Source organism: Runella limosa DSM 17973, from assembly GCF_000482465.1.
Taxonomy (GTDB): Bacteria; Bacteroidota; Bacteroidia; order Cytophagales; family Spirosomataceae; genus Runella; species Runella limosa.
The window spans coordinates 116,331-137,174 of the sequence record NZ_AXVJ01000040.1 but is presented as its reverse complement, the minus strand read 5'-3'; the positions used below and the strand labels follow the sequence as shown (position 1 = coordinate 137,174).

At 45.4% G+C, this 20,844-nt stretch carries 15 protein-coding genes; 6 read left to right on the top strand and 9 right to left on the bottom strand.

Annotation, left to right across the window (positions count from 1 at the left end; translation table 11 throughout):
* Position 1 precedes the first annotated feature (1 nt).
* Both K339_RS0102270 and K339_RS32375 read left to right on the top strand, forming a co-directional pair.
* On the top strand, positions 2-1,240 hold the full coding sequence (locus K339_RS0102270) for an MFS transporter (RefSeq protein ID WP_028522155.1): 1,239 nt from the start codon (positions 2-4) through the stop codon (positions 1,238-1,240).
* A gap of 154 nt (positions 1,241-1,394) precedes the next feature.
* Positions 1,395-1,727 (top strand): cytochrome-c peroxidase, encoded by a 333-nt coding sequence (locus K339_RS32375; protein WP_028522154.1) that lies wholly within the window; start codon positions 1,395-1,397, stop codon positions 1,725-1,727.
* 178 nt (positions 1,728-1,905) lie between these two features.
* On the opposite strand, the gene K339_RS0102260 is transcribed toward K339_RS32375, so the two are convergent.
* The 5 genes from K339_RS0102260 to K339_RS0102240 form a co-directional block, all read right to left on the bottom strand.
* Positions 1,906-3,447, bottom strand: a complete 1,542-nt coding sequence (locus K339_RS0102260) for an alpha-L-fucosidase (protein ID WP_229598680.1) — start codon at positions 3,445-3,447, stop codon at positions 1,906-1,908.
* Positions 3,448-3,544: 97 nt separating this feature from the next.
* Positions 3,545-3,991 (bottom strand): IS200/IS605 family transposase, encoded by a 447-nt coding sequence (gene tnpA, locus K339_RS0102255; RefSeq protein ID WP_028522152.1) that lies wholly within the window; start codon positions 3,989-3,991, stop codon positions 3,545-3,547.
* A gap of 12 nt (positions 3,992-4,003) precedes the next feature.
* Positions 4,004-5,062: an isoaspartyl peptidase/L-asparaginase family protein gene (locus tag K339_RS0102250; RefSeq protein ID WP_028522151.1), complete on the bottom strand. Its 1,059-nt coding sequence runs from the start codon at positions 5,060-5,062 to the stop codon at positions 4,004-4,006.
* Positions 5,063-5,142: 80 nt separating this feature from the next.
* A complete protein-coding gene (locus tag K339_RS0102245) occupies positions 5,143-6,579 on the bottom strand; it encodes an alpha-L-fucosidase (RefSeq protein WP_028522150.1) in 1,437 nt (478 codons plus the stop codon).
* Positions 6,580-6,674: 95 nt separating this feature from the next.
* Positions 6,675-8,093, bottom strand: a complete 1,419-nt coding sequence (locus tag K339_RS0102240) for a glycoside hydrolase family 125 protein (RefSeq protein WP_028522149.1) — start codon at positions 8,091-8,093, stop codon at positions 6,675-6,677.
* Positions 8,094-8,452: 359 nt separating this feature from the next.
* Between K339_RS0102240 and sov the strand changes: the two genes are divergently transcribed.
* Positions 8,453-15,832, top strand: a complete 7,380-nt coding sequence (sov, locus tag K339_RS0102235; RefSeq protein WP_028522148.1) for a T9SS outer membrane translocon Sov/SprA — start codon at positions 8,453-8,455, stop codon at positions 15,830-15,832.
* A gap of 337 nt (positions 15,833-16,169) precedes the next feature.
* Here sov and K339_RS0102230 read toward each other — a convergent pair whose 3' ends face one another.
* Together K339_RS0102230 and argB are read right to left on the bottom strand one after the other, a co-directional pair.
* Positions 16,170-16,634, bottom strand: a complete 465-nt coding sequence (locus K339_RS0102230) for a RidA family protein (RefSeq protein ID WP_028522147.1) — start codon at positions 16,632-16,634, stop codon at positions 16,170-16,172.
* Between the two features lie 35 nt (positions 16,635-16,669).
* The gene (gene argB, locus K339_RS0102225; RefSeq protein WP_028522146.1) at positions 16,670-17,461 is read right to left on the bottom strand and encodes an acetylglutamate kinase; all 792 of its coding nucleotides are present in this window, start codon (positions 17,459-17,461) and stop codon (positions 16,670-16,672) included.
* A 78-nt stretch (positions 17,462-17,539) separates the two neighbouring features.
* Between argB and recO the strand changes: the two genes are divergently transcribed.
* Positions 17,540-18,235 carry a DNA repair protein RecO gene (recO, locus tag K339_RS0102220; RefSeq protein ID WP_028522145.1) on the top strand — a complete coding sequence of 232 codons (696 nt, stop codon included), beginning with the start codon at positions 17,540-17,542 and terminating at the stop codon, positions 18,233-18,235.
* Between the two features lie 189 nt (positions 18,236-18,424).
* On the opposite strand, the gene K339_RS0102210 is transcribed toward recO, so the two are convergent.
* Complete coding sequence (locus K339_RS0102210) at positions 18,425-19,153, bottom strand: metallophosphoesterase family protein (protein ID WP_028522144.1); 729 nt, start codon at positions 19,151-19,153, stop codon at positions 18,425-18,427.
* Between the two features lie 12 nt (positions 19,154-19,165).
* On the bottom strand, positions 19,166-19,804 hold the full coding sequence (locus K339_RS36560; protein ID WP_051397754.1) for a DUF4190 domain-containing protein: 639 nt from the start codon (positions 19,802-19,804) through the stop codon (positions 19,166-19,168).
* Positions 19,805-20,157: 353 nt separating this feature from the next.
* Here K339_RS36560 and K339_RS0102200 point away from each other — a divergent pair, with 353 nt between their 5' ends.
* On the top strand, positions 20,158-20,340 hold the full coding sequence (locus tag K339_RS0102200) for a hypothetical protein (protein WP_028522143.1): 183 nt from the start codon (positions 20,158-20,160) through the stop codon (positions 20,338-20,340).
* A gap of 77 nt (positions 20,341-20,417) precedes the next feature.
* Entirely contained in the window at positions 20,418-20,789 is a 372-nt protein-coding gene (locus K339_RS0102195) for a helix-turn-helix domain-containing protein (protein ID WP_028522142.1), read from the top strand.
* Positions 20,790-20,844 lie beyond the last annotated feature (55 nt).

The following is a 20,844-nucleotide window of genomic DNA, read 5'->3' as shown; positions in this document are numbered from 1 at the left end:
AATGACGAAGTCTTCCCGTTACCCTTGGATTTTGGTCGGCCTGCTGTGGGTCGTTGCATTACTCAATTACATGGATCGCCAGATGTTGGCAACCATGCGGCCTTCCATGCAAATCGACATTGCCGAACTGCAACAAGCCACTAATTTTGGCCGATTGATGGCCGTGTTTCTATGGGTATATGCTTTTATGAGCCCCGTAGCAGGGATGATTGGGGATCGATTGAATCGTAAGTGGTTGATTGTCGGAAGTTTGTTTGTTTGGTCGGGAGTGACATTTGCGATGGGTTATGCTACTTCTTTTTCTCAATTATACGTTTTGCGTGCCTTGATGGGAGTCAGCGAAGCGCTTTATATGCCTACGGGTTTGGCCATGATTGCCGATTTTCACTCGTCACGTACGCGTTCCATGGCGATTGGAGTTCACCTTTCGGGAAACTATATGGGACAAGCTTTAGGAGGCTTTGGAGCGACCATCGCCGACAAGTTTTCGTGGAATACAGCGTTTCAGGCTTTTGGGATGATTGGGATGGCTTATGCGGTGGTGTTGATTGTTTTTTTACGAGAAAAAAATAAAAGTGAACTAATTGAAGAAACGGTAAGCCTCAAGAGTCAGGAAAAAGTACCATTGCTCAAAGGTCTCGGTGTATTGCTTGGAAACCCTGCTTTCTGGCTGATTTTGCTGCTTTTCTCGGTGCCAAGTTTGCCAGGATGGGCGGTAAAAAACTGGCTTCCTACGCTCTTTGCGGATAAGTTAAACATTGAAATGGGTCAAGCGGGCCCACTTTCCACGATTACGACTTCTTTATCATCGCTTATCGGGGTTATCATCGGAGGTTATTTGTCAGACCGTTGGGTGCAAAAGCATCTGCGGGGGCGTATTTATACAAGTATCATTGGTTTGGTGTTGACTATCCCTGCGTTGTTACTCATTGCGTATGGCACAACGATTACCCACGCGATTGCGGCAGGTATTTGTTTTGGGTTAGGTTTTGGGATGTTTGATGGCAACAATATGCCAATTTTATGTCAATTCGTTTCGCCCAAATACCGTGCTACGGGCTACGGTTTTATGAACATGATGGGAATTATGGCGGGGGCACTTATCACCGAGTGGTTGGGAAAATCAACTGATTCGGGGGGCTTGGCAGGCGATTTTGCACTGTTAGCGGGAGTCGTTTTGGCGGTAGTGGTAGTGCAACTGCTGTTCTTGCGCCCCAAAGTGCGTGATTTTGTTGACTAAAAATAGGTAAGCGTGAGTTCTCGCCTACAAAGCGCCTTTCCAAACGACTTGGGAAGGCGCTTTTTTTATCTGTAAAAATGAGTCTTTCATAATAGGCAGGGCTGCTTTAGCAGTAAACCAAAATCCTGCTAATGTTAATTTTGCCAACTTTTCGGTGGAAGAAAACCAAGGAAAACAATTGTTTTTTGGGTCAGGTAACTGCGGAGCTTGCCACGGAACAGAAACGTTTACGGCAGCAGGAGCCCGTAACAATGGGCTAGATGTTGTTTCGACTGACAATGGCGTAGGAGCAATCACGGGTAATGCTGCACAAAATGCCCTGTTCAAAGTGCCCTCGTTGCGTGGGATTGAAAAGTCGGCACCGTACATGCACGACGGGCGATTTGCGACGTTGGAGCAGGTAGTTGAACACTATAACAGCCAAGTGAAACCTCACGCTAATTTATCGCCGCAGTTGCGTGGCCCAATGGACAGCCTCGTCGTTTGAATTTGACGCAAGCTCAAAAAAATGCACTTGTCGCTTTTATGAAAACACTAACCGATACGGGCATCGCCTCTGATCCTAAATTCAGTAATCCATTCTAAAAATCAGGCACAAGAAAAAAGCGAACGGCCTTCTATCGTTTAGAGCATAGAAGGCCGTTCGCTTTTTGAAGGGTGGATGTCTAAGGCGTTACTTCAAACGTCCAAGCGTATTGGCACGGAATAGTACTAGGGTTGACAGAAGGGGCGATAATCCGTAAAACATTGTTTTTGTAGCTGAATTTTACCTCCCCCTTGAAACCAAGCAGGTTTACTTTGGTTGGTTTGGGAACGTTAGAAATTACGATCTCATTTTGCCACGAACGAGCAATCGCGTACAATGTGCTGCCTTTTTGGGTAAAATAAACCTGCGACTCTTTGGTGTACGGCGGTGCTTTTTCCCACTTCCGTGTTCCGTAAATAGCAGCCCCGTTTACGCGTAGCCAGCCGCCAATTTCATTGAGCCGTTCTTGCATGATGACGGGGATGCGGCCATCGGCGGTAGGACCGATATTGAGCAATAAATTTCCGCCATGGGCCACAATGTCAATGAGTTGGTGTACCAGTTGCTCGCCTGTTTGGTAGCTGTCTAAGTTTTCATTACGGTTGTATCCAAACGATTCTCCCATGCCTCGGCATTCTTCCCAAGGGCGTACAAAGCCAGTTACTTCTTTGTTGTCGGCGCCACCGTGTCCGTATTCTGAAGTATAGAAACTACCATGCTGACTCTTGGTATCATTGCCCCAGCGGTCGTTGACGACAATGCTGTTTTTAACGGGAGAGTCGTTGTACAGCCACGCGAGAAACTCTTCACTTTTCCACGTTTTGGCAGGATGGTCCCATTCGCCGTCCGTCCACAAAACATCGGGTTGGTACCGCGACACAAGGTCTTTCATTTGGGGAATCATGCGCTCGCCGACGTACTGATTGACGTTCGACTTATACACGGGGTTAAACCACTCGTACAGTGAGTAATAATACCCCATCCGAAGATTACGGGCTTTGACCGACTTGGCCAAATCACCCGCTAAATCACGGTGAGGGCCTACATCGACGGCGTTCCAGTTCCACGACTGCGGGCTAGGCCACATCGTAAAACCTTCGTGGTGTTTGGAGGTGAGTACTACGTATTTAGCACCTGCTTGCTCAAACATCTTGGCCCAGTCGTCGGGGTTAAATAGTTCGGCCTTGAAGTCCTGCACAAAATCTTGGTACGTTCGATTGCCGTAGTTTTTTTTGTGAAACTCCACAAACTCAGGATGAATTTTGAGATTAGGGGCAAAAAGCCGTTGCCAGTACCATTCCGAGTAGCCGCTCCCAAAACCATCGGCATTGGATTTGGTCGCCCAAGCAGGAACGGAAAAGACGCCCCAGTGAATAAATATCCCAAACTTAGCGTCTTCAAACCACGTGGGCGTAGGGCGTTTATCGAGGCTTTGCCAGTTGGGTTGGTATTGGGCATAGCTAGCAGTGAGGCACAGGACAAGTAGGAGTAAGATACTCGTATTACGCTGTATCCTACGGGTGTTACCCGTAGTTACTCGAATTGAACCCCGTTGGGGTTTTGGTAGCTCAAGAGGGCTTAATGACGATTCGTAATGAGTGGTCATTGATACTTGGCTTTTCTTGCATTGGTTTTTTTGTAGCCCAACGGGCTTAAATGTCCATTTGCGAGGAGTGGTCATTGATACTTTGCTTTCTTTGTATTGGTTTTTTTGTAGCCCAACGGGCTTAAATGTTCATGGCGGTGGGTAGAACCCACCGATGTCGGAAGAACTAATTTTAAAGCAAGTATTTTTCATCGAATTCAATCGCGTTCTCAATGAGAAGTCGTTTGTATTCATCATAAAACGTTTCTTTTTTGTGGTGCTGCTTTTGCTTTTTGACGTAGTTGATGATTTTGTCTTTTTCACGAATGGAATAAGTAAAAGCTCCGTAGCCTTCTTGCCAAGCTTCAAAATCAGGGAAAAGGCCACTTTGTTTCATCCAAATACTACTAGCGACTTTGATGTCTTTTACAAAATCTGAGAGTGCTACCGAAGGGTGCAAATCACAAAAAATATGAATGTGGTCTTCTATGCCGTTGATGCGGTATAGTTTACACTTATTGTTTTTTATAATGCCCCAGATGTATCTATACAGTTCCTCACAATGTGCTTCAGCAATCGTCGGGCGGCGATATTTAGTGCCAAAGACAATCTGGTAGTAGATTTGTCGGTAGCTACTCATCTTTCCAAGTTTTTACGCTTTTGGAAAATGGCTCTTGGCCATAAACACCTTGCCACCATCGTCAGCGAGGGTAACGGAATAGCTGAAGCCGTGATGGAGAGAATAGGCTCCGTATTCGCCTTGTTTGTTGATAGCGATAAAACCTACCTGAAAATCTTTGGCTTTAGTAGGGTTAATTTTGACGATTCGATCTACCGCAATTTTGCACGCTTCTTCTGGGCTTTTGCCTTGACGCATCATTTCGACAATCAAAAAAGCCCCCGCCACGCGAAGTACTTCTTCACCCTGGCCAGAACCCGTAGCGGCTCCTACTTCGTTATCGACATAAAGTCCTGCTCCGATAATGGGCGAATCTCCCACGCGGCCCCGCATTTTGAAACCCATGCCGCTGGTCGTACAGGCTCCCGACAGGTTGCCTGAGCCGTCCATGGCAATCGTCCCCATGGTATCGTGGTTAAAGCTACCATCGTCGAAGAAATTAGGCGCAAAAGGCCCGTGTCCAGCTTTGGCTTTTTGTCCTTTGCCCTGCTGCTGTTCGATGTTGATAACAGGCTTATATTCCGATTTTTTAAGCCACTGCTTGTAGGTCTTTTCGGCGTCGGCCGACAGTTTTCCTGATTCTTTCTGAAAACCACTTTCAAGCGCAAACTGAAGCGCTCCGTCGCCTACAAGCTGAACGTGAGGAGTCGTTTCCATCACTTTGCGCGCTACCGAAATTGGGTGCTTGATTTGCTCCAATGCCATCACCGAGCCGCAATTGAACTTGTCGTCCATGATGCTGGCGTCGAGTGTAACTTTGCCTTCGCGGTCGGGGTTGCCTCCCAAGCCAACGCAGCAATTGATGGTATCTTCAATCGAACGAGCGCCTGCTTCAACCGCATCAAGAGCGCGGCTATTGGGCTGTTTTAAGACTTTCCAGGCGACTGCATTCACAGGTAAGCCGCTGTCCCAAGTCGAAACGACGATGGGTTTGGTAACGACTGCTGGCGATGATTTAGCAAATAATTTTCCAATTGATAAAAGGGGCATACTTAATGCTGACCAACGGAGAAAGTTTCTTCTTGTACTCATGGTTTTTAGGTTGATTGGGGTTTAAACCTTTAAACCTTATAGGTTTCAAAAACCTATAAGGTTTGGATTTGCTTGTTTACTTACTTCGTGATCTTTAGTACCCAAGCGTAGTTATTAGGCACTTTTTGGGCTAATTTTTGGGGAATTTGAACTGTAATTTTCCCCTCTTTTTGAACCCATTTCAAATTATCAGGAAGCCCTAAAAGGTTGATTTTAGAGGTTTTGGTCAAGTTTATTTTTTCAAGGTCAAACGACAGCGGAAAGCTTTCTTTTTCGTCGGCGCAGTAAATGGCGTATGTCACATTATCTCCTTTGTGCGTAAACACAAACTTACCTTGCTTGCCAACCACATTGTCGCCGCGTGTTTCGTAAATCGCTTCACCGTTTACTTTTATCCATTTGCCAATTTCTTCCAAACGCTGGTAGGCTTCGGCGTCAAAATCGCCTTCGGGGCTAGGAGCGATATTGAGTAGCAAATTGCCATTTTTTGAAACAATATCCGCCAAAATGTGAATTAACTTTCGCGCTGATTTGTAATTTTCCTTTGGTACATAGCTCCAAGAGTCGCCCATCGTCATACAAGTTTCCCACGGAATAGGCATGTAGCTGTCAGGAATTTGATGCTCAGGCGTTACGTAGTTTTCAAACTCACCTGATACGGTTCTATCCACGACCAATAACCCAGGTTGCAACTCACGACCACGTTTGGCAATTTTAGCCATGTCAATGTCTTGGTCGAAGGGAATTGTTTTTTGCCAAGAAATGGTCGTGTCGATGGTGCTAAACGGACGAACCCAGCCGCCATCAAGCCAAAGAATATCAACCTTTCCGTAGTCACTCATCAACTCTTCGATTTGGTTGTAGGTAAACTTCTTAAAGCTTTCCCACTTCTGAGGATACTTTTTAGGGTGATACGATGGGTTGCGGTCTTTAGGTGGGAAATACGACCACCAATAATCATCGGTATGCCAATCGGGTTTTGAGAAGTAAGCACCTACCATAAAACCTTCGTTACGAAAAGCCCCAAATACTTCTTTGGCTACGTTGCTGCGAGGATTGGAAGAAAACGGTGATTTGGTGATTTTATAATCCGTGTATTTAGAATCAAACATACAGAATCCGTCGTGGTGTTTGGTGGTAAAAACCACGTACTTCATCCCCGCATTTTTGGCGGCAGTTGCCCATTTTTCAGGAGCAAATTGGGTAGGATTAAAAGTGTATTGGAGGCGCTCGTATGCTTTTTTGTATTCGTACCAATTGTCTTTGTACGGCCCACGACGCTCGCACCATCCTTCGTCTTCGGGACATAAGCTCCAGCTCTCAACGATGCCCCACTGGCTGTACGTACCCCAGTGCATGAGTAAGCCAAACTTTACGTTTTGCCACTGTGCTAGTTTGGTTTTTACCTGTGGGTCAGAGGGAGCAATGTACTTGCTGTGGTTTTGCTCTGAATGCTGCTGGGCCGAAGCAGTAAGGCTTAATAACGCGATTCCAAGCGAGAAAAGTGATTTTTTCATAGGGCATAAAAGTCTCCAAGCCTCCAGAGGAGGCTTGAGAGATTGGGTGTTTATAAGTTAGGTATTGGGTGCATAAATGGCTAAAATTGAGCGGACTATGCTTTGAGTAAATGCGGGCGCTCTCGTTCAATTTTCAGGAGAAGTTCCCCAAAAAGTGTGTTGGCCCACGCAAACCACTTACGGGTAAACTTCGAGGCATCGTCTTTATCGAAAGACTCGTGCATGAAGCCAGTTCCTGCGTGGGTCGATTTTAAGAAACGGAGTTGGGTAGCTATTTCTTGGTCGTTGGTAGAGGTCATGGCTCGCATGATAATACTCATCGGCCAAATCTGATTCACCAGCGTGTGTGGACTGCCGATGCCTTCGGCTGCTTTTCCACGGAAGAAATAAGGGTTGGAATCGCTCAATATAAACCGACGTGTATTTTGGTAAATCTTGTCATTGGCGTTTACTGCGCCCAAGTAAGGCAAACCGAGCAAGTTGGGAACGTTGGCATCGTCTTGGAAAAGGCAGTTGCCAAACCCATCCACTTCCATCGCGTACATTGGCCCAAAGGTTGGGTGGTTGATAATAGCGTGTTTTTTGATAGCCTGTTCGACTTCGTTGGCAAACGCACGGCATTCTTGGGCAAACGCAGCATTTTTATAAACGGTTTCAGCAATTTCGCCCATTTGGCGGAAAGAAACGACGGCAAACAGATTGGAAGGAATCAAAAATGGGTATTGTGTTGCGTCGTCAGAAGGTCTAAAAATACTATGAATTAGGCCATTAGGCTTGGTATTATTGCCATATCCGTTGCCAGGGACAGTGTCGGTTGACCATGACGTCGTTCGGCCAAAACGATAACTACCGCGCCCTTTCAAGCGTTGTTGTTCGCGGCAAGTCGCAATGATAAGTTGAGCGGCTTTGAGCCATTTGTCGTCAAAAATACTCGTGTCTTGGGCGGTTTTCCAATAGTGATACGCCAACCGAACTGTATAACAAAGCGAATCCAATTCCCACTTACGTTCGTGCAACTCGGGCTTCATATCGGTATGGTCTTTGAGCCATTCGCTGTGCCCAGGGCCGTCGTTGAAGGCATTGGCATAAGGATCAATCAAAATGCACTCCGTTTGGCGATTGACTACCCCCGCAATGAGTTTTTTCAACGATTCATCTTGCTTAATTAACGGCAAGTACGGCCACACCTGAGCGGTGCTGTCGCGTAGCCACATGGCATGAATATCGCCCGTAATCACAAACGTGTCGGGGCGGCCGTCTTTTATTTTATGATGAACGGTGGTGTCGAGCGTGTTAGGAAAGCAGTTCTCAAAGAGCCAAGCCAATTCGGGATCTTTGATGACGTTTTTCATGCGACTGATGGTAGCCTCAATCGTAGAACTGTTGAACTTACGCTGGGCAGCTGGTACACGAACCGTCGGGAAAGAGTTCGCAAAAGCAGCGGGAGCCATTAAAACTCCCGCGCCTGCCATTGAAGTGGTTTTAATAAAATGTCTGCGATTCAATGATTTCATGTGTGATAGGAACAGATCAATGGCATAAAAATAGTGCGAAACGTCGAAAAACGTGTGTAAAAATCGGAAAAATAAATGAAGTATAAAAAAATATTTTAAAATATAAGCTATTTTAATGTAAAAAAATCATTAAATTGTTCTTTCCTTCTTTCACAAAGATATGTTTGTTTGGGGAAAAATAATACAATAAAAACTGACCCAAAATCATTCTATAAACTAGGGCATTTTAGCAGGAATTTACTTTTTTCGACAGTTATCTCTATCTTTAGCCCGCTTTCTTAAAAATATCCGTTTACTCGAAGACGATTGGCAAGGTTTTGGCCGTTAAGCTTTTGAGTACGTAAGACCGTTGAAGCATCGTGGGCATTATTACACAAAAATTCTATTTTAGTTCTGTTAAATCGTACGCTATCGCCAGTTTGTCAACTGCCTTGTGGCTGGGTGTCGAATCTGCTGAGGCTCAGACTTCTAACCAAAGTCGGAGAACGGCCGTTCAAGACACTAGCCGTGAGAACCGTCAAAGTCGGCGATTGCTGTACTCTCGTTGGGACGATCGCCCAAGCAATCGTTTCAATTATGTTCCTCCTCGTTCCTCACTTTTTTTACGTGAGCCTAAAAGCCTCACCAATGAGTTTCGATTAGACACCAACCGACGAATGTCGGTCTATGAGCGCATAGGTGATCCTAAAGCGCCGCCACTCAACTACCGTAATCCTTTGAGTATGACCTACGAGGATTTTCAGAAGTTGCAGGATCGCCGCGTTTTTAACTACCTCTGGCGCGATTATTCATCGAAGCAAGATGGAAAAGGGGCGTTGGGAGCCAAGGGCTTATTGCCTAAATTAGACTTGCCTCCAGGGTTCGATCGAATCTTTGGGAGTAATGGTATTGACTTTAAACCCAACGGCTTTGTGTTATTGGATTTTGGAGTCATGCACCAAGAAACCGACAACCCGCTTATTCCGATTAGGCAGCGTCGGGCTACTAACTTTATTTTTAACGAACAAATCAACGTCAACTTCAATGGAAAGATTGGCGATAAATTGGGTTTGTTGACCAACTTCGATACCAAGTCGAGTTTTAATTTTGAAAATCAGCTGAAACTTGATTATCGTCCAGGGAAAGTGAACCAAAACTTGCCCAATGTCCCTAACATGCCCAATGGGGCGGGCTTGGGACAAGGTGTGCAGAATGGCTTAAACCAACAAGGAATGGGTGTCGGTCAAATGGGAACTGGCCCGCTTGATTATATTCCCGAAAACGAAAGTATTATTCAAGGTATTCAGGCGGGGAATGTCAACTGGCAGATACCGTCTCAGCTAATTCCTGGGGTACAAAACTTGTTTGGAGCAAAAGTTGACCTTCGTTTTGGACGTTTAACTGCGACGGTCGTGGCTTCGCAACAACGCTCTCGTCAGCAGTGTATCACGCTGCGGGGAGGAGCCCAAAATCGTCAGTTTGAGATTCGGGCAGATGCCTACGACGAAAACCGCCACTTTTTCTTGGGACAATATTTCCGCGAAAACTACGAGCGTTGGTTGGGTAACTTGCCGATGATTATGTCGGGAGTGACAGTGACGCGTTTGGAAGTATATGTAACCAACCGTACCAACAATACAGAGACCCTTCGTAACCTGGTGGGGGTGTCGGATTTGGGAGAACCGAAGCCATTTAATACGACCAACCCGAACTTTCAGCCGATTGCGGCAACGCGCCCGTTGGATAACAAATCGAACGGTTTGTTTGATAAAATTAGAAACGACATCAATGTACGCCAAGCCGATCAAACAAGTACGGCCATGGAACAAACGTACAATCTTCGTCGCGGAGATGATTATGATGTGTTGAGAGGGGCGCGTCGTTTGAGTGAGCGGGAGTTTAAATTTCATCCTGAGTTGGGATATATGTCGCTTTTGACTCCACTTCGGAACGATGAAATTTTGGCCGTTGCTTATGAATATACCCTTAACGGACAAAAATATAAAGTAGGGGAGCTGACCGAAGATTATCAGAGCCGTGCCGAAGACGAAGTATTGGTGTTGAAGTTGCTTAAATCATCGACGATTCGTAACAATACCAATCACCCGATGTGGAATTTGATGATGAAAAACATCTATTCGCTCAATACCACACAGTTAGGGAAACAAAATTTTCAGCTTCGGGTCATTTATAAAGATGACATCACTGGAATGGACATTCCAAACTTACAGGAAGGCCCAATTGCCAATATTCCATTATTACGTGTGATGGGGCTTGATAAATTGAATCCGCTCAACGACCCTGTTTTGGACAATAACCGCAAGCCTATCGGCGACGGAAACTTTGACTTCATTGATGGAACAACCGTTGATAGCCGCTACGGACGGATTATTTTTCCCGTATTGGAGCCATTTGGGTCAAATTTAGCCAAGCAATTTACGGGTGATGAAGTACTTGCCAATAAGTACGTTTTCAACGAGTTGTATCGCTCTACCCAGATTGATGCACAGCAGATTACGGAAAAAAACAAGTATTTCTTGAAAGGCTCGTACCAAGGTTCGATGGGAGGGGCAACGGTACCTTTGCCGTTTGGCGTATCCGAAAAATCGGTGATTGTACGGGCGGGTGGCGTTCAGCTTACCCCAGGCGTTGATTACATGGTCGAAGGACAGTCGGCAGTGCGGATTATGAACGAAAGTGTGATTAATTCGGGTCGTGATATTGAAGTCTGTTACGAACAGCCCGATTTGTTCCAAAACCAAATTCGTACCTTATTAGGAACTCGCCTCAATTATACCATCAATCGCCACGTGCAAGTGGGGATGACGGCCATGCGCCTACGCGAAACGCCCGCAGGGTTTTTGACGCGTGCTGCTTTGGGTAACGACCCAGTAAGTAACAGCATCGTTGGGTTTGATTTTACCTACCGCAAAGACGCGCCGTTCTTGACAAAATTACTGGATAAACTTCCGTTGATTCAGACCAAAGAAATGTCGAGTATTCAGTTTCAGGGCGAGGTCGCACAGTCATTTGCAGGCTTGCACCCACAAGTACGAAACCGTATTGTGGTCGATGACTTTGAATCGGCACGGACTCAGTACGACCTTACTCGTCAGCCTACGCGTTGGCGGATGGGTGCTACGCCGCAAAACTTCCCGCAAGGGACATTGTCTAATCCATTGGAATACGGGTACAATCGGGCAAAAATTTCTGCTTATTCCATTGATATTTCGTTTTCTCCCAATGCCCAGATTGGCCTGGCCCAACGCCCAAATATTGTTCAAGAAGATTTTAACAACGTTTATGAGCGCTTGTTTACACCGCAAGAAATCTTCACAGGACGAGGCTTGTACTTAGTGAATTTGCCAGAAAATATTCTTGACGTGGCTTACTTCCCAAGCGAACGTGGGCAGTACAACTATAACCCAGACCTTGACCCTGACGGGCGCTTGCGCAATCCCCGTAAAAACTTTGGGGCTATTACCCGTGCCATTGGATCTGACGTGGACTTTGACAATGCCAACGTCGAAATCTTGGAATTTTGGATGATGGATCCATTCAAAAAAGGTACAAATGGGATTGTGAAAGATGGATTCGTCAACAAGAATAATGTGAAGGGAGGCAAACTTTTTTTCAACTTAGGAGAAATTTCGGAGGACGTCATGAAAAATGGTCGTTATGACTATGAAAATGGCCTTCCAACTGACCCTAAAAAAGATAGCGTCAACGTTGCTAAAACGGCTTGGGGATATAGTACCAAGCAACAGTTTATCATTAATGCCTTTACCAACCAGCCTGGCGCGCGCGAAAAGCAAGACATTGGCTTAGATGGTTTAAATAATGCTGAAGAGCGAACTTTCTTTAATGATTATATTCAAAATCTTCCGAAAGACTTAAAAACTGAAGCAAAACAGAAAATAGTTGCTGACCCATCGGGTGACGACTTTGAGTTTTACTTTAGTGCCAAGGCCGATAGTGCCAACGCGAAAATTGTAGAGCGGTATAAAAACTACATGGGTACAGAAAACAACACTCCTGAGTTTGAACGTACCAACGCAATCACAGAAGCGGCCACTAACTTGCCCGACGGAGAAGACCTCAATACCGACAATACCATCAATGACCAAGAGGCTTATTACGAGTATGAAATTGATCTTAAATCTGATCAGTTGGATGTGGGTAAGCCCTACATTGTGGACAAAGTAACCGCCTCTAATGGGGCAGGAGACAATGTGAACTGGTACTTGTTCCGAATCCCTGTGAGGGAGTTTACGCGCAAAGTGGGCAATATGAACGGTTTTAAATCCATTCGATTTATCCGCTTGTATATGACTGATTGGGAAGAGCCTGTGGTACTTCGTTTTGCGCAGCTCCAAATGGTAGCTACTCAGTACCGTAAATATACGGGAGATCTCAATGCCAAAGGACTACAAGAAGTACCCGAACCGTATGACGCGCAGTTTAAAATTGCGACAGTAAGTGCTGAAGAAAACAGCTCAAAAGTGGTGCCAGGTTCAACGACAGAGAAGCAAATCTATGCCGTACCTCCAGGATGGCAGCGCGACGTGGATTATACAACGCCGAATCAGCGTCCGTTGAATGAGCAAGCCATGAGCTTGTGCGTGACCAACCTTCGTGATGGCGATTCTCGTGCAGCGTTCAAAAACGTGACAAGCCAAAACATGCTTTTCCGTGAGCGTTTGAAAATGTTTGTTCACATGCACAACGACAAAAATGAAGATGGACAGGTGTCGGCCTTCTTGCGTTTGGGAACGGATGTGACGGAGCATTATTATGAAGTAGAAGTAACCAAATTGCAGGCTACCCGCCCCAATATCGATATTCCAGAGCAAGTATGGCCTGAGCAAAACGAGATTGATATCGAAATGAAATGGCTCATTGAGGCCAAACAAGAGCGTGATAGACAAACAGCACCTTCGTTGACTGTACCTTATAGCATTACCAAAACCGATGCTTTAGGACGAATTTATCGAATTACGGTGGTGGGACGGCCCGATTTGAGTAATATCATGGTGACCATGATTGGTTTACGAAATCCGCGTTCGGATGACCAAGAAGCCAAGAGTTTCTGTATTTGGGTGAATGAATTGCACGTGCAAGGATTTGAAAACCAATCGGGAACGGCAGCTATCGCTAGGGCTGATATTAAATTGGCGGACTTAGGGACTATCCAACTAGCTGGAAAATGGACAACTTTTGGTTTTGGTGGGGTTCAACAAAAACTCGCCGATCGCTCTCGTGACAATACCACGGAGTTTAGCTTGTCGTCGGCGTTGGCGTTGGATAAGTTTTTACCACAACAATGGGGCTTCAAAATTCCTGTATATGTCAACTACGACCTGCGTGAAGTGCGTCCCCATTTTAATCCTTACGACCCTGATACGCCCCTTGCAACTTCGTTGGCCAATTATGCCGAGAATGATGCCCGAAGGATGCAGCTAGAAAATTCGGCAGTTGAAAAAATGGAACGACGGGGTATCAACTTCTCAAACGTGCGAAAGACAAAAGTAGGGCCGAATGCCAAACGGCATCTTTGGGACATTGAAAACTTCTCGTTTACGTATGCTTTCAATGAACAAACGCGTCGTAGTAGCTTGTTGGCCGATTATACCCAACGCCAATACCGTGGAGGTATCGTGTACCAATACAGTTTTCCGCAAAAACCTTGGGCGCCGTTTAAGACTGTAAAAAGCCTCGAACGTCCTTATTTAGAGTTGCTAAAAGAGTTCAACCTTTCGTTGTTGCCAACGCAGGTGGCAGTGCGTTTTGATGCCGATCGCAGTTTTGTTCGTACGCTGTACCGAACAAGTGATTTGACTTCGTTGGGCCAGTCTCCGTTGTACGAAAAATATTTCTTGTTCAATCGTTCGTACGACGTGTCGTGGAATTTGACCAAAAGCATCATGTTGTCTTACAGTGCTTTGGCCAATGCCGTGGTGGATGAGCCTCAGGGTGACATTGACACGCGAGCAAAGCAAGATTCAATTTGGAACAACTTGCGCCGATTTGGTCGGACTAAAAACTTTGACCAAAAACTACGGCTAACGTACCGCTTGCCGTTGGATAAAATCCCGTTGCTCGACTGGATGACGGCAGATTATAGCCACAACATTGGCTACCAATACCAAGCCAATTCACTCGGAATCAGCGATACGGATGGTATATTCTATGGAAATACTATTCGGAATAGCCTAGACCGAAGTATTCGGGGTAAAGTCGATTTTGTGATGTTGTACAACAAACTCCGTTACTTACGTTTTGCCAATACACCGTCGCCCAAACGGAAAAACTTTGCGCGTAGCCCAGGGGATGACGAAGACATCAACCGAGAACCTAGCAAATTGCTGAAAAACATCACTCGCTTGTTGATGACCGTGCGTGGTATTGATGTGGATTATTCGCGCCAAGAGACGACGACTTTGCCAGGGTTTTTACCCGATGATCCTAATCGATTTGGGTTAGATGCGGCCATGAATGCCCCTGGATTACCTTTTGTATTGGGAAGCCAAGACCGCAATTTCCACCGAGAAGCTGCCGATGAAGGTTGGTTGACCAAAAGTACGATGCTCAACTTACCGTTTATGCAGACGCTCAATCGGACGTTCCGAATGAACACTCGCTTGGAGCCGTTCAAAGATTTTAGGGTTCAGATTTCGGCGACCTTAACGCGAGGGGATGACTATCGAGAGTTTTATCGACCATCTACTCTAGGCGGGCCTTACGAAGTCCAAAGCCCGATTCGTAACGGTAATTTCCAAATGTCATTTATGTCGTTCCGAACGGCTTTTGCCAAAATTAATGACGATAATACGTCGCCTATTTTCGACCGCTTCAAAGCCTACCGCGAAGATTTTGTGAAGATTTTGACCGAAAAACGCCTGGGTGAGAATCCCAATGCTACGTTGGGCAAGTACAATAATAATTCACAAGATGTATTGATTGCGGCGTTTTTTGCGGCTTACAACGGTAAAGATCCGAAGAAAGACCCCTCGAAAGTGCGTACCAATCCATTCCTTGGCTTCCCAATGCCGAACTGGCGGGTGGACTACAACGGGTTGTCGCAGCTGGGTGCTTTCAAAAAGATATTTAGCTCATTTACCTTGGAGCATAGCTATCAATCGACTTATAGCGTGGGGAACTTTACTTCATCGCTTGACTATCAGTCGATGTATGTCAACCTTGCCGTGATGAACTATCCGTTGGCGATATTGCCAGGAGATAATGGCCAAGCCATCCCTGTGTTTGTGATGAGTACGATTTCACTATCAGAGAAATTTTCGCCTTTGATTGGGATTCGTGCCCGTACGCAGAATAAGATTGACATGCAGTTTAGCTACAACCAAGACCGCAACGTGGCGCTCAATTTGTCGAACTCTCAAATGGCAGAGTTGTTTAACCGTGACATAACGGCAACGATTGGTTTCACGCGCAACAACGTACGAATTCCGTTCCGTATCAATGGTGAGTTTAAGAAGTTGAAAAATGACTTGCAGTTCCGCTGTAGCTTTACCATCAGAGATACCCGGGCGATTCAGCGTCGTTTTGAAGAGCCTCCGACGGCTACGCAAGGGAATTATAACTTCCAGTTGCGCCCGCAGTTGAATTATACAGTGAGCAAATTGTGGAGCTTACAGTTTTATTTCGACCGTACGTTCAACAATCCTTATGTACTTAACTCATATCGCCGCTCGGTTACTTCTGGTGGTATTCAAGTACGATTCAACGTCGCAGAGCTGTAGTGAACATATATGAAGTAGGTTGCTCACAACCTACCGTTTGAGACAAACAAAAAGCCCTCCGAAAGCATCAAAACTTTCGGAGGGCTTTTTGTTTGGGGAGTTTCCCATTTTTGTCATTGCGCCGCATTTTGTCACCCCGCTGCATTTTGTCACCCCGACGAAGGAGGGGTCTAACACCTCATCCCAGAGACTCATACTCGGCGGGCGGGGTTGTGAGCAACCCCTGACACAGCTTGGTTGTGAGCAACCTCGAACACAGCCCTGACACGGCTCGGTTGTAAGCAACCTCGAACACAGCCCGAACACAGCTCGGTTGTGAGCAACCTCGCTCACGCTGTTAATCGGCTAACTCGAAAATCACTTCAATTTCGATGGCAGCCATGCGCGGCAATGAACCCATGCCTACTGCACTACGTGCCCCTACGCCGCGCTCATCTCCCCAGATTTCAGCGAACAGTTCGCTGCAACCGTTCATGACGTAAGCGTGTTGTTCAAACTCAGGAATGGCGTTAATCATGCCCAATATTTTTACTACTTTGTTGATTTTATCGAGGCTACCAAACTGCGAACGAAGCGTCGAAAGAAGTAAATAGCCTGTTTTACGAGCAGCTTCTTTGGCTTCGTCGGCGGTTAAGTCTCTGCCTACTTTTCCCGCAATCAGACTACCGTCAAGTTCCAAGGAGATGTGTCCAGAGATATAAGCTAAATTTCCTGTGACAACGACAGGTGTGTAAACCCCTCCTTTGGCTGGCGGAGGTGGTAAAGTGATTCCAAGTTTTGCGAGATTTTGTTCGGCAGTCATAAAAAAATAGTATGGTTGTTAGAAATATTTACTTTTTATTCGTTGATGAGTTGGGTGCCTGCAGTGCCATTATTGACGGCGGTAGCAAGCTGGTCGGCATGACAAATGGTTACTTTGGCGACGCCATTTTGGAGTGCGGCAAAGGCATTGTCAAGTTTGGGAATCATTCCTTTATTGATTACCCCTTCGGCTTTGTAAGCTTGGTAGGCACTTGGGGCAATTTGAGGAATGACTGCGTCATCGTTGGTGGGGTCAGACAAGACGCCTTTTTTCTCAAAACAATACACCAAGTTTACTTCAAACTGGGCCGCCAAGGCTACTGCCACCGACGAAGCCATGGTATCGGCGTTGGTATTGAGCATGCTTCCCGAAGCAGGGTCGAAGGTCAAAGGGGCAATGATAGGCACAAGACCACCACGGAGAAAGGCGGAAAGTTGGTCGCTATTCACTGCTTCGACATCGCCCACAAACCCGTAGTCGATTTCTTTTACGGGGCGTTTGCGGGCCTTGATAACGGCCGCATCGGCACCCGTGAGCCCAATGGCATTGCTGTCTTTTTGTTGGAGTTTTCCAACGATGGTTTTGTTTACCAAACCTCCATAGACCATCGTGACGACGTTCAGCATGGCTTCGTCGGTAATGCGTCGGCCATCGACCATCAAGGTTTCGATGCCTAACTTTTCGGCCACTTGGGTCGCGATTTTGCCGCCACCGTGGATCAATATTTTGTGTTGAGGTAAGCCCGCAAACGACGATAGAAAGCGGTCGAGGGCTTCAGGATTATCAATGACGTTGCCGCCTATTTTAATTACTAGCAATTTTTCCATAAACTTGACATCTAATTTGGTCGGCAAATTACTGAAATTCCTACGACTCACGCCCCACTATTCGTCAGTATCTCCCTTATGATTCACAAAACCCGTGGCATAGCACTTAATTTCCTTCGTTATCGCGAAACGTCGATTATTGCCAAAATCTACACGGAAGAGTTTGGTATTCAGAGCTATATCGTGAACGGCGTAAGGTCGGCCAAGTCCAAAACCAACCGAATTGCGTTGTTTCAGCCACTGACCTTGCTCGACTTAGTGGTGTACCACAAGAGTAAAGAACAAACCATCCATCGTCTATCCGAAATTAAATGCAGTTTGCCTTTTAAAAGTCTCCCGTTTGATTTTGTAAAATCGAGCATTGCGCTTTTTATCACCGAACTTTTGGTTAAAACACTCAGAGAGGAAGAAACTAATAGTCCTTTGTTTGAATTTCTTAGCGAATCCATCACTTATTTGGAAGAAACGACGGCGGGATACGAAAATTTTCACCTTCAATTTTTGGCAAAATTTGCGTTTTTTCTAGGTTTTGGTCCCGAAACGGTGAAGGAAATTGAGGAGCAACTGGTGGAGAATTTATATCCATATACCCTCGAATCCGAAATGCGAGAGGCCGTACAAGTGTTTATACATTTGCCTTACGAAGCCCGAGTCCATTTAGACCGTCTTCAACGCAGCAAATTGCTGGACGCACTCATTTTTTTCTACAAAGTCCACCTGGAAGGGTTAGGAGAAATCAAATCACTGGATGTTCTTCGAGAGTTGATGCGTTAGTTTTTCTGTTTTGGGTTTTCTGTTTCGGGTTTCGGGTTTTTTGTTTCCTGTTTTGGGTTTCTTGTTTCGGGTTTTCTGTTTTCCAAAAATGAAACCTTCAAACCCCAAACAGTAAACCTCCAAACCTCAAACAGTAAACTCCAAACCTCAAACAGTAAACCCCAAACCCCAAACAGTAAACTTAAAAACTCACTTCTTCCCCCTTCCTTCTTCGCCAGGGTAGAGGGTTTGGAGGATGTCACTTTGCCAATATTCTTTGGTGGTAGCATCCATTAATGTGAGTTTTCCGTGAAAAGCAGCGCCTGTATCGATATTCCAAATGTTGGCACGGTGCATGGGCAAATCAGTGTTGTAATTGAGGGTTGGCGTGTGGCCAATAAAAATTTCTTTGAAGCGCTTAAAACGCTTAGGGTAAAGCGTTGAAGACAGGTTTTTATCCATACTAACTGCCGTTTCCCACAAGGTACGATCCCAGCAACAAATGGTTTCATCCTCTTCTTGTTCGGGGCCGTAAACCGACGTAAAGCCGCCGTGTACAAACAAACGGTTTTGAGAATCAATGTAGTAATATTTCATTTGACTAAAAAAAGCCAAATGAGCCAGCTTGGCCTCAATGTTGTAGCGTTGATAACTTTTGGCCGTGCTACTTCCGCCGTGCAGCAACCAGTGGTGCGGGGCAAGGCCCATTTCAAGCCAGCCCTCACACCATAAATCGTGGTTTCCTTTGATAAAAATACAGGGTTGTTTTGACGAAAGCTTCATCAAAAAATCAATGACTTGGGCCGATTCGCTCCAGCCATCGACATAATCGCCCAAAAAAATGAGCGTATCCTCGGTCGTGACAGTAGCCCGTTGCATTACTTGCTGTAACGCACGCAAACCACCGTGTATGTCACCTATGACCAAGGTTCTTTTCATAAAAAAATACAATTAAGCGCCAAAGCCGCTAATCAAAGCCGCAACAAACAAGACGCCAAGGATTAATAACAAAAGTTCGATAAAACCTAGAACAAGCCCAGCAATGGCCCAGCCTCTTCCGCTGAGTTGCCCGTTGCTATGACGAACGCGGCTGAGACCAATAAAGCCGAGGACAATGGCAGCGACCATTCCAATTAAAAAGAGCCAACCCGTGGCAAATAAACCTACGATGCCAAGAATGGCGGCTAGAAATGAGGCAACTGATACTCCGTCGGTTTTGGCGGCTTTGGGTTGTGTATGCTTTAAAACGCCCATTTTCGTGAGTTTACGTTCTACCACTCGTTGGGCTATGCGTTGTTTTAATGATACTTTTTTAGGCTGAAAGGTGGTGTTTGTGGTAGAAGCAAGCTCTGTTGAAGCAGCTGCTATTTCAGTAGAAGCGCTTTCTTCGGGGATGGCTGGAGCATTATCTTCCTGCGGTACAGAAGCAAGTGCTTCAGCCGTTATTTCAGGGGTATGAGCGTGTACTTGCCCCTTTTGTGGGCTAGAGTGGTACTCAAAAGTAGGAGCAGGAATGAAAGTGACGTACGCCCGTTTTTGACAGGAAGCAAATAGTACAACGAGTGTAAAAAGGTAAAAGAGATTTTTCATTGAGGTTGAAAAAGGTTGAGAAAAATGGGAAATGAATGGTAGCAATTATACGTAAAACCCCAGTTGAATCAAAAAGTAAAGTTGTTTCTTTGAGATTAATCAGTGAAAAATTTTTGAGGAAACAATAAAAATGAAACTAGCTAAACCAGCACATAATCAAAAAGTTAAGGAAAATTACTAGCGACTTTTACCTCTTTTTTACTCGCCCTAGAAAGGGAAAATGTTAAAAAATTGTATTTTTCAAAGAATTAATTTGAACTTTAATAATTTTTTAATTTTTTTTTAAGGAAACCATTGCAAATATTAAAAATGTATTTACCTTTGTAACGGAAACCTTAAAAACATCACAAAAAATGAAAAAGGCATTTGCATTCTTATTTGTTGCTGGTATGATGACTCTAGCAGCTTGTGGCGGTAAAACTGAAGAAGCTGCTACTACTGACACTACAGCTGCTGCTGCAGTTGACACTACTGCTGCTGTTGATACTACTGCTGCTGTTGATACTACTGCTGCTGATACTTCAGCTGCGAAATAATTTTCGCCGCAACAAACGAGTACAACAAATGAAAGCTTTGCGAACCTTCGCGAAGCTTTCGTCGTTTTTATAGCATGATGAAAACGATTGCTGAAAAAATCCGACTCCTTCGCCTCGAAAAAGGCTTTTCGCAAGAAAATGTGGCCGATATGCTCGGTATCTCTACCACAGCCTACGGAGATATTGAACGAGGTAAAACCGATTTGACCCTTTCGCGGCTCCAAAGTATTGCCCAGGTATTTTCGACTTCATTGGGGCGTTTAATGGGTGAAGATGATGCTATTACTTCCCAAATTCAACAGTTAGAGCTTGAAAAACTTCAGATGGAGAACGAAAAGCTACGCCTTGAAAATCAGCTATTAAAAGAAAAATTAGCAGGAAGAATCGTCATAGATTTGCTGCGCGAACGTACGCAAGTTCCCGCCGAACGACAACGGATTGGTTTTTAAGCCAAGAAATAATAAATCCCTACCCCGACGCTTGTTCACGTCGGGGTATTTTTTT

What these genes read in the sequence shown, in the direction of transcription:
- K339_RS0102270 (WP_028522155.1), top strand. Translation starts at nt 2, where the DNA reads ATGACGAAGTCTTCCCGTTACCCTTGGATTTTGGTCGGCCTGCTGTGG.
- K339_RS0102260 (WP_229598680.1), bottom strand. Translation starts at nt 3,447, where the DNA reads ATGACCACTCCTCGCAAATGGACATTTAAGCCCGTTGGGCTACAAAAA.
- tnpA (WP_028522152.1), bottom strand. Translation starts at nt 3,991, where the DNA reads ATGAGTAGCTACCGACAAATCTACTACCAGATTGTCTTTGGCACTAAA.
- K339_RS0102250 (WP_028522151.1), bottom strand. Translation starts at nt 5,062, where the DNA reads ATGAGTACAAGAAGAAACTTTCTCCGTTGGTCAGCATTAAGTATGCCC.
- K339_RS0102245 (WP_028522150.1), bottom strand. Translation starts at nt 6,579, where the DNA reads ATGAAAAAATCACTTTTCTCGCTTGGAATCGCGTTATTAAGCCTTACT.
- K339_RS0102240 (WP_028522149.1), bottom strand. Translation starts at nt 8,093, where the DNA reads ATGAAATCATTGAATCGCAGACATTTTATTAAAACCACTTCAATGGCA.
- K339_RS0102230 (WP_028522147.1), bottom strand. Translation starts at nt 16,634, where the DNA reads ATGACTGCCGAACAAAATCTCGCAAAACTTGGAATCACTTTACCACCT.
- argB (WP_028522146.1), bottom strand. Translation starts at nt 17,461, where the DNA reads ATGGAAAAATTGCTAGTAATTAAAATAGGCGGCAACGTCATTGATAAT.
- recO (WP_028522145.1), top strand. Translation starts at nt 17,540, where the DNA reads ATGATTCACAAAACCCGTGGCATAGCACTTAATTTCCTTCGTTATCGC.
- K339_RS0102210 (WP_028522144.1), bottom strand. Translation starts at nt 19,153, where the DNA reads ATGAAAAGAACCTTGGTCATAGGTGACATACACGGTGGTTTGCGTGCG.
- K339_RS36560 (WP_051397754.1), bottom strand. Translation starts at nt 19,804, where the DNA reads ATGAAAAATCTCTTTTACCTTTTTACACTCGTTGTACTATTTGCTTCC.
- K339_RS0102200 (WP_028522143.1), top strand. Translation starts at nt 20,158, where the DNA reads ATGAAAAAGGCATTTGCATTCTTATTTGTTGCTGGTATGATGACTCTA.
- K339_RS0102195 (WP_028522142.1), top strand. Translation starts at nt 20,418, where the DNA reads ATGAAAACGATTGCTGAAAAAATCCGACTCCTTCGCCTCGAAAAAGGC.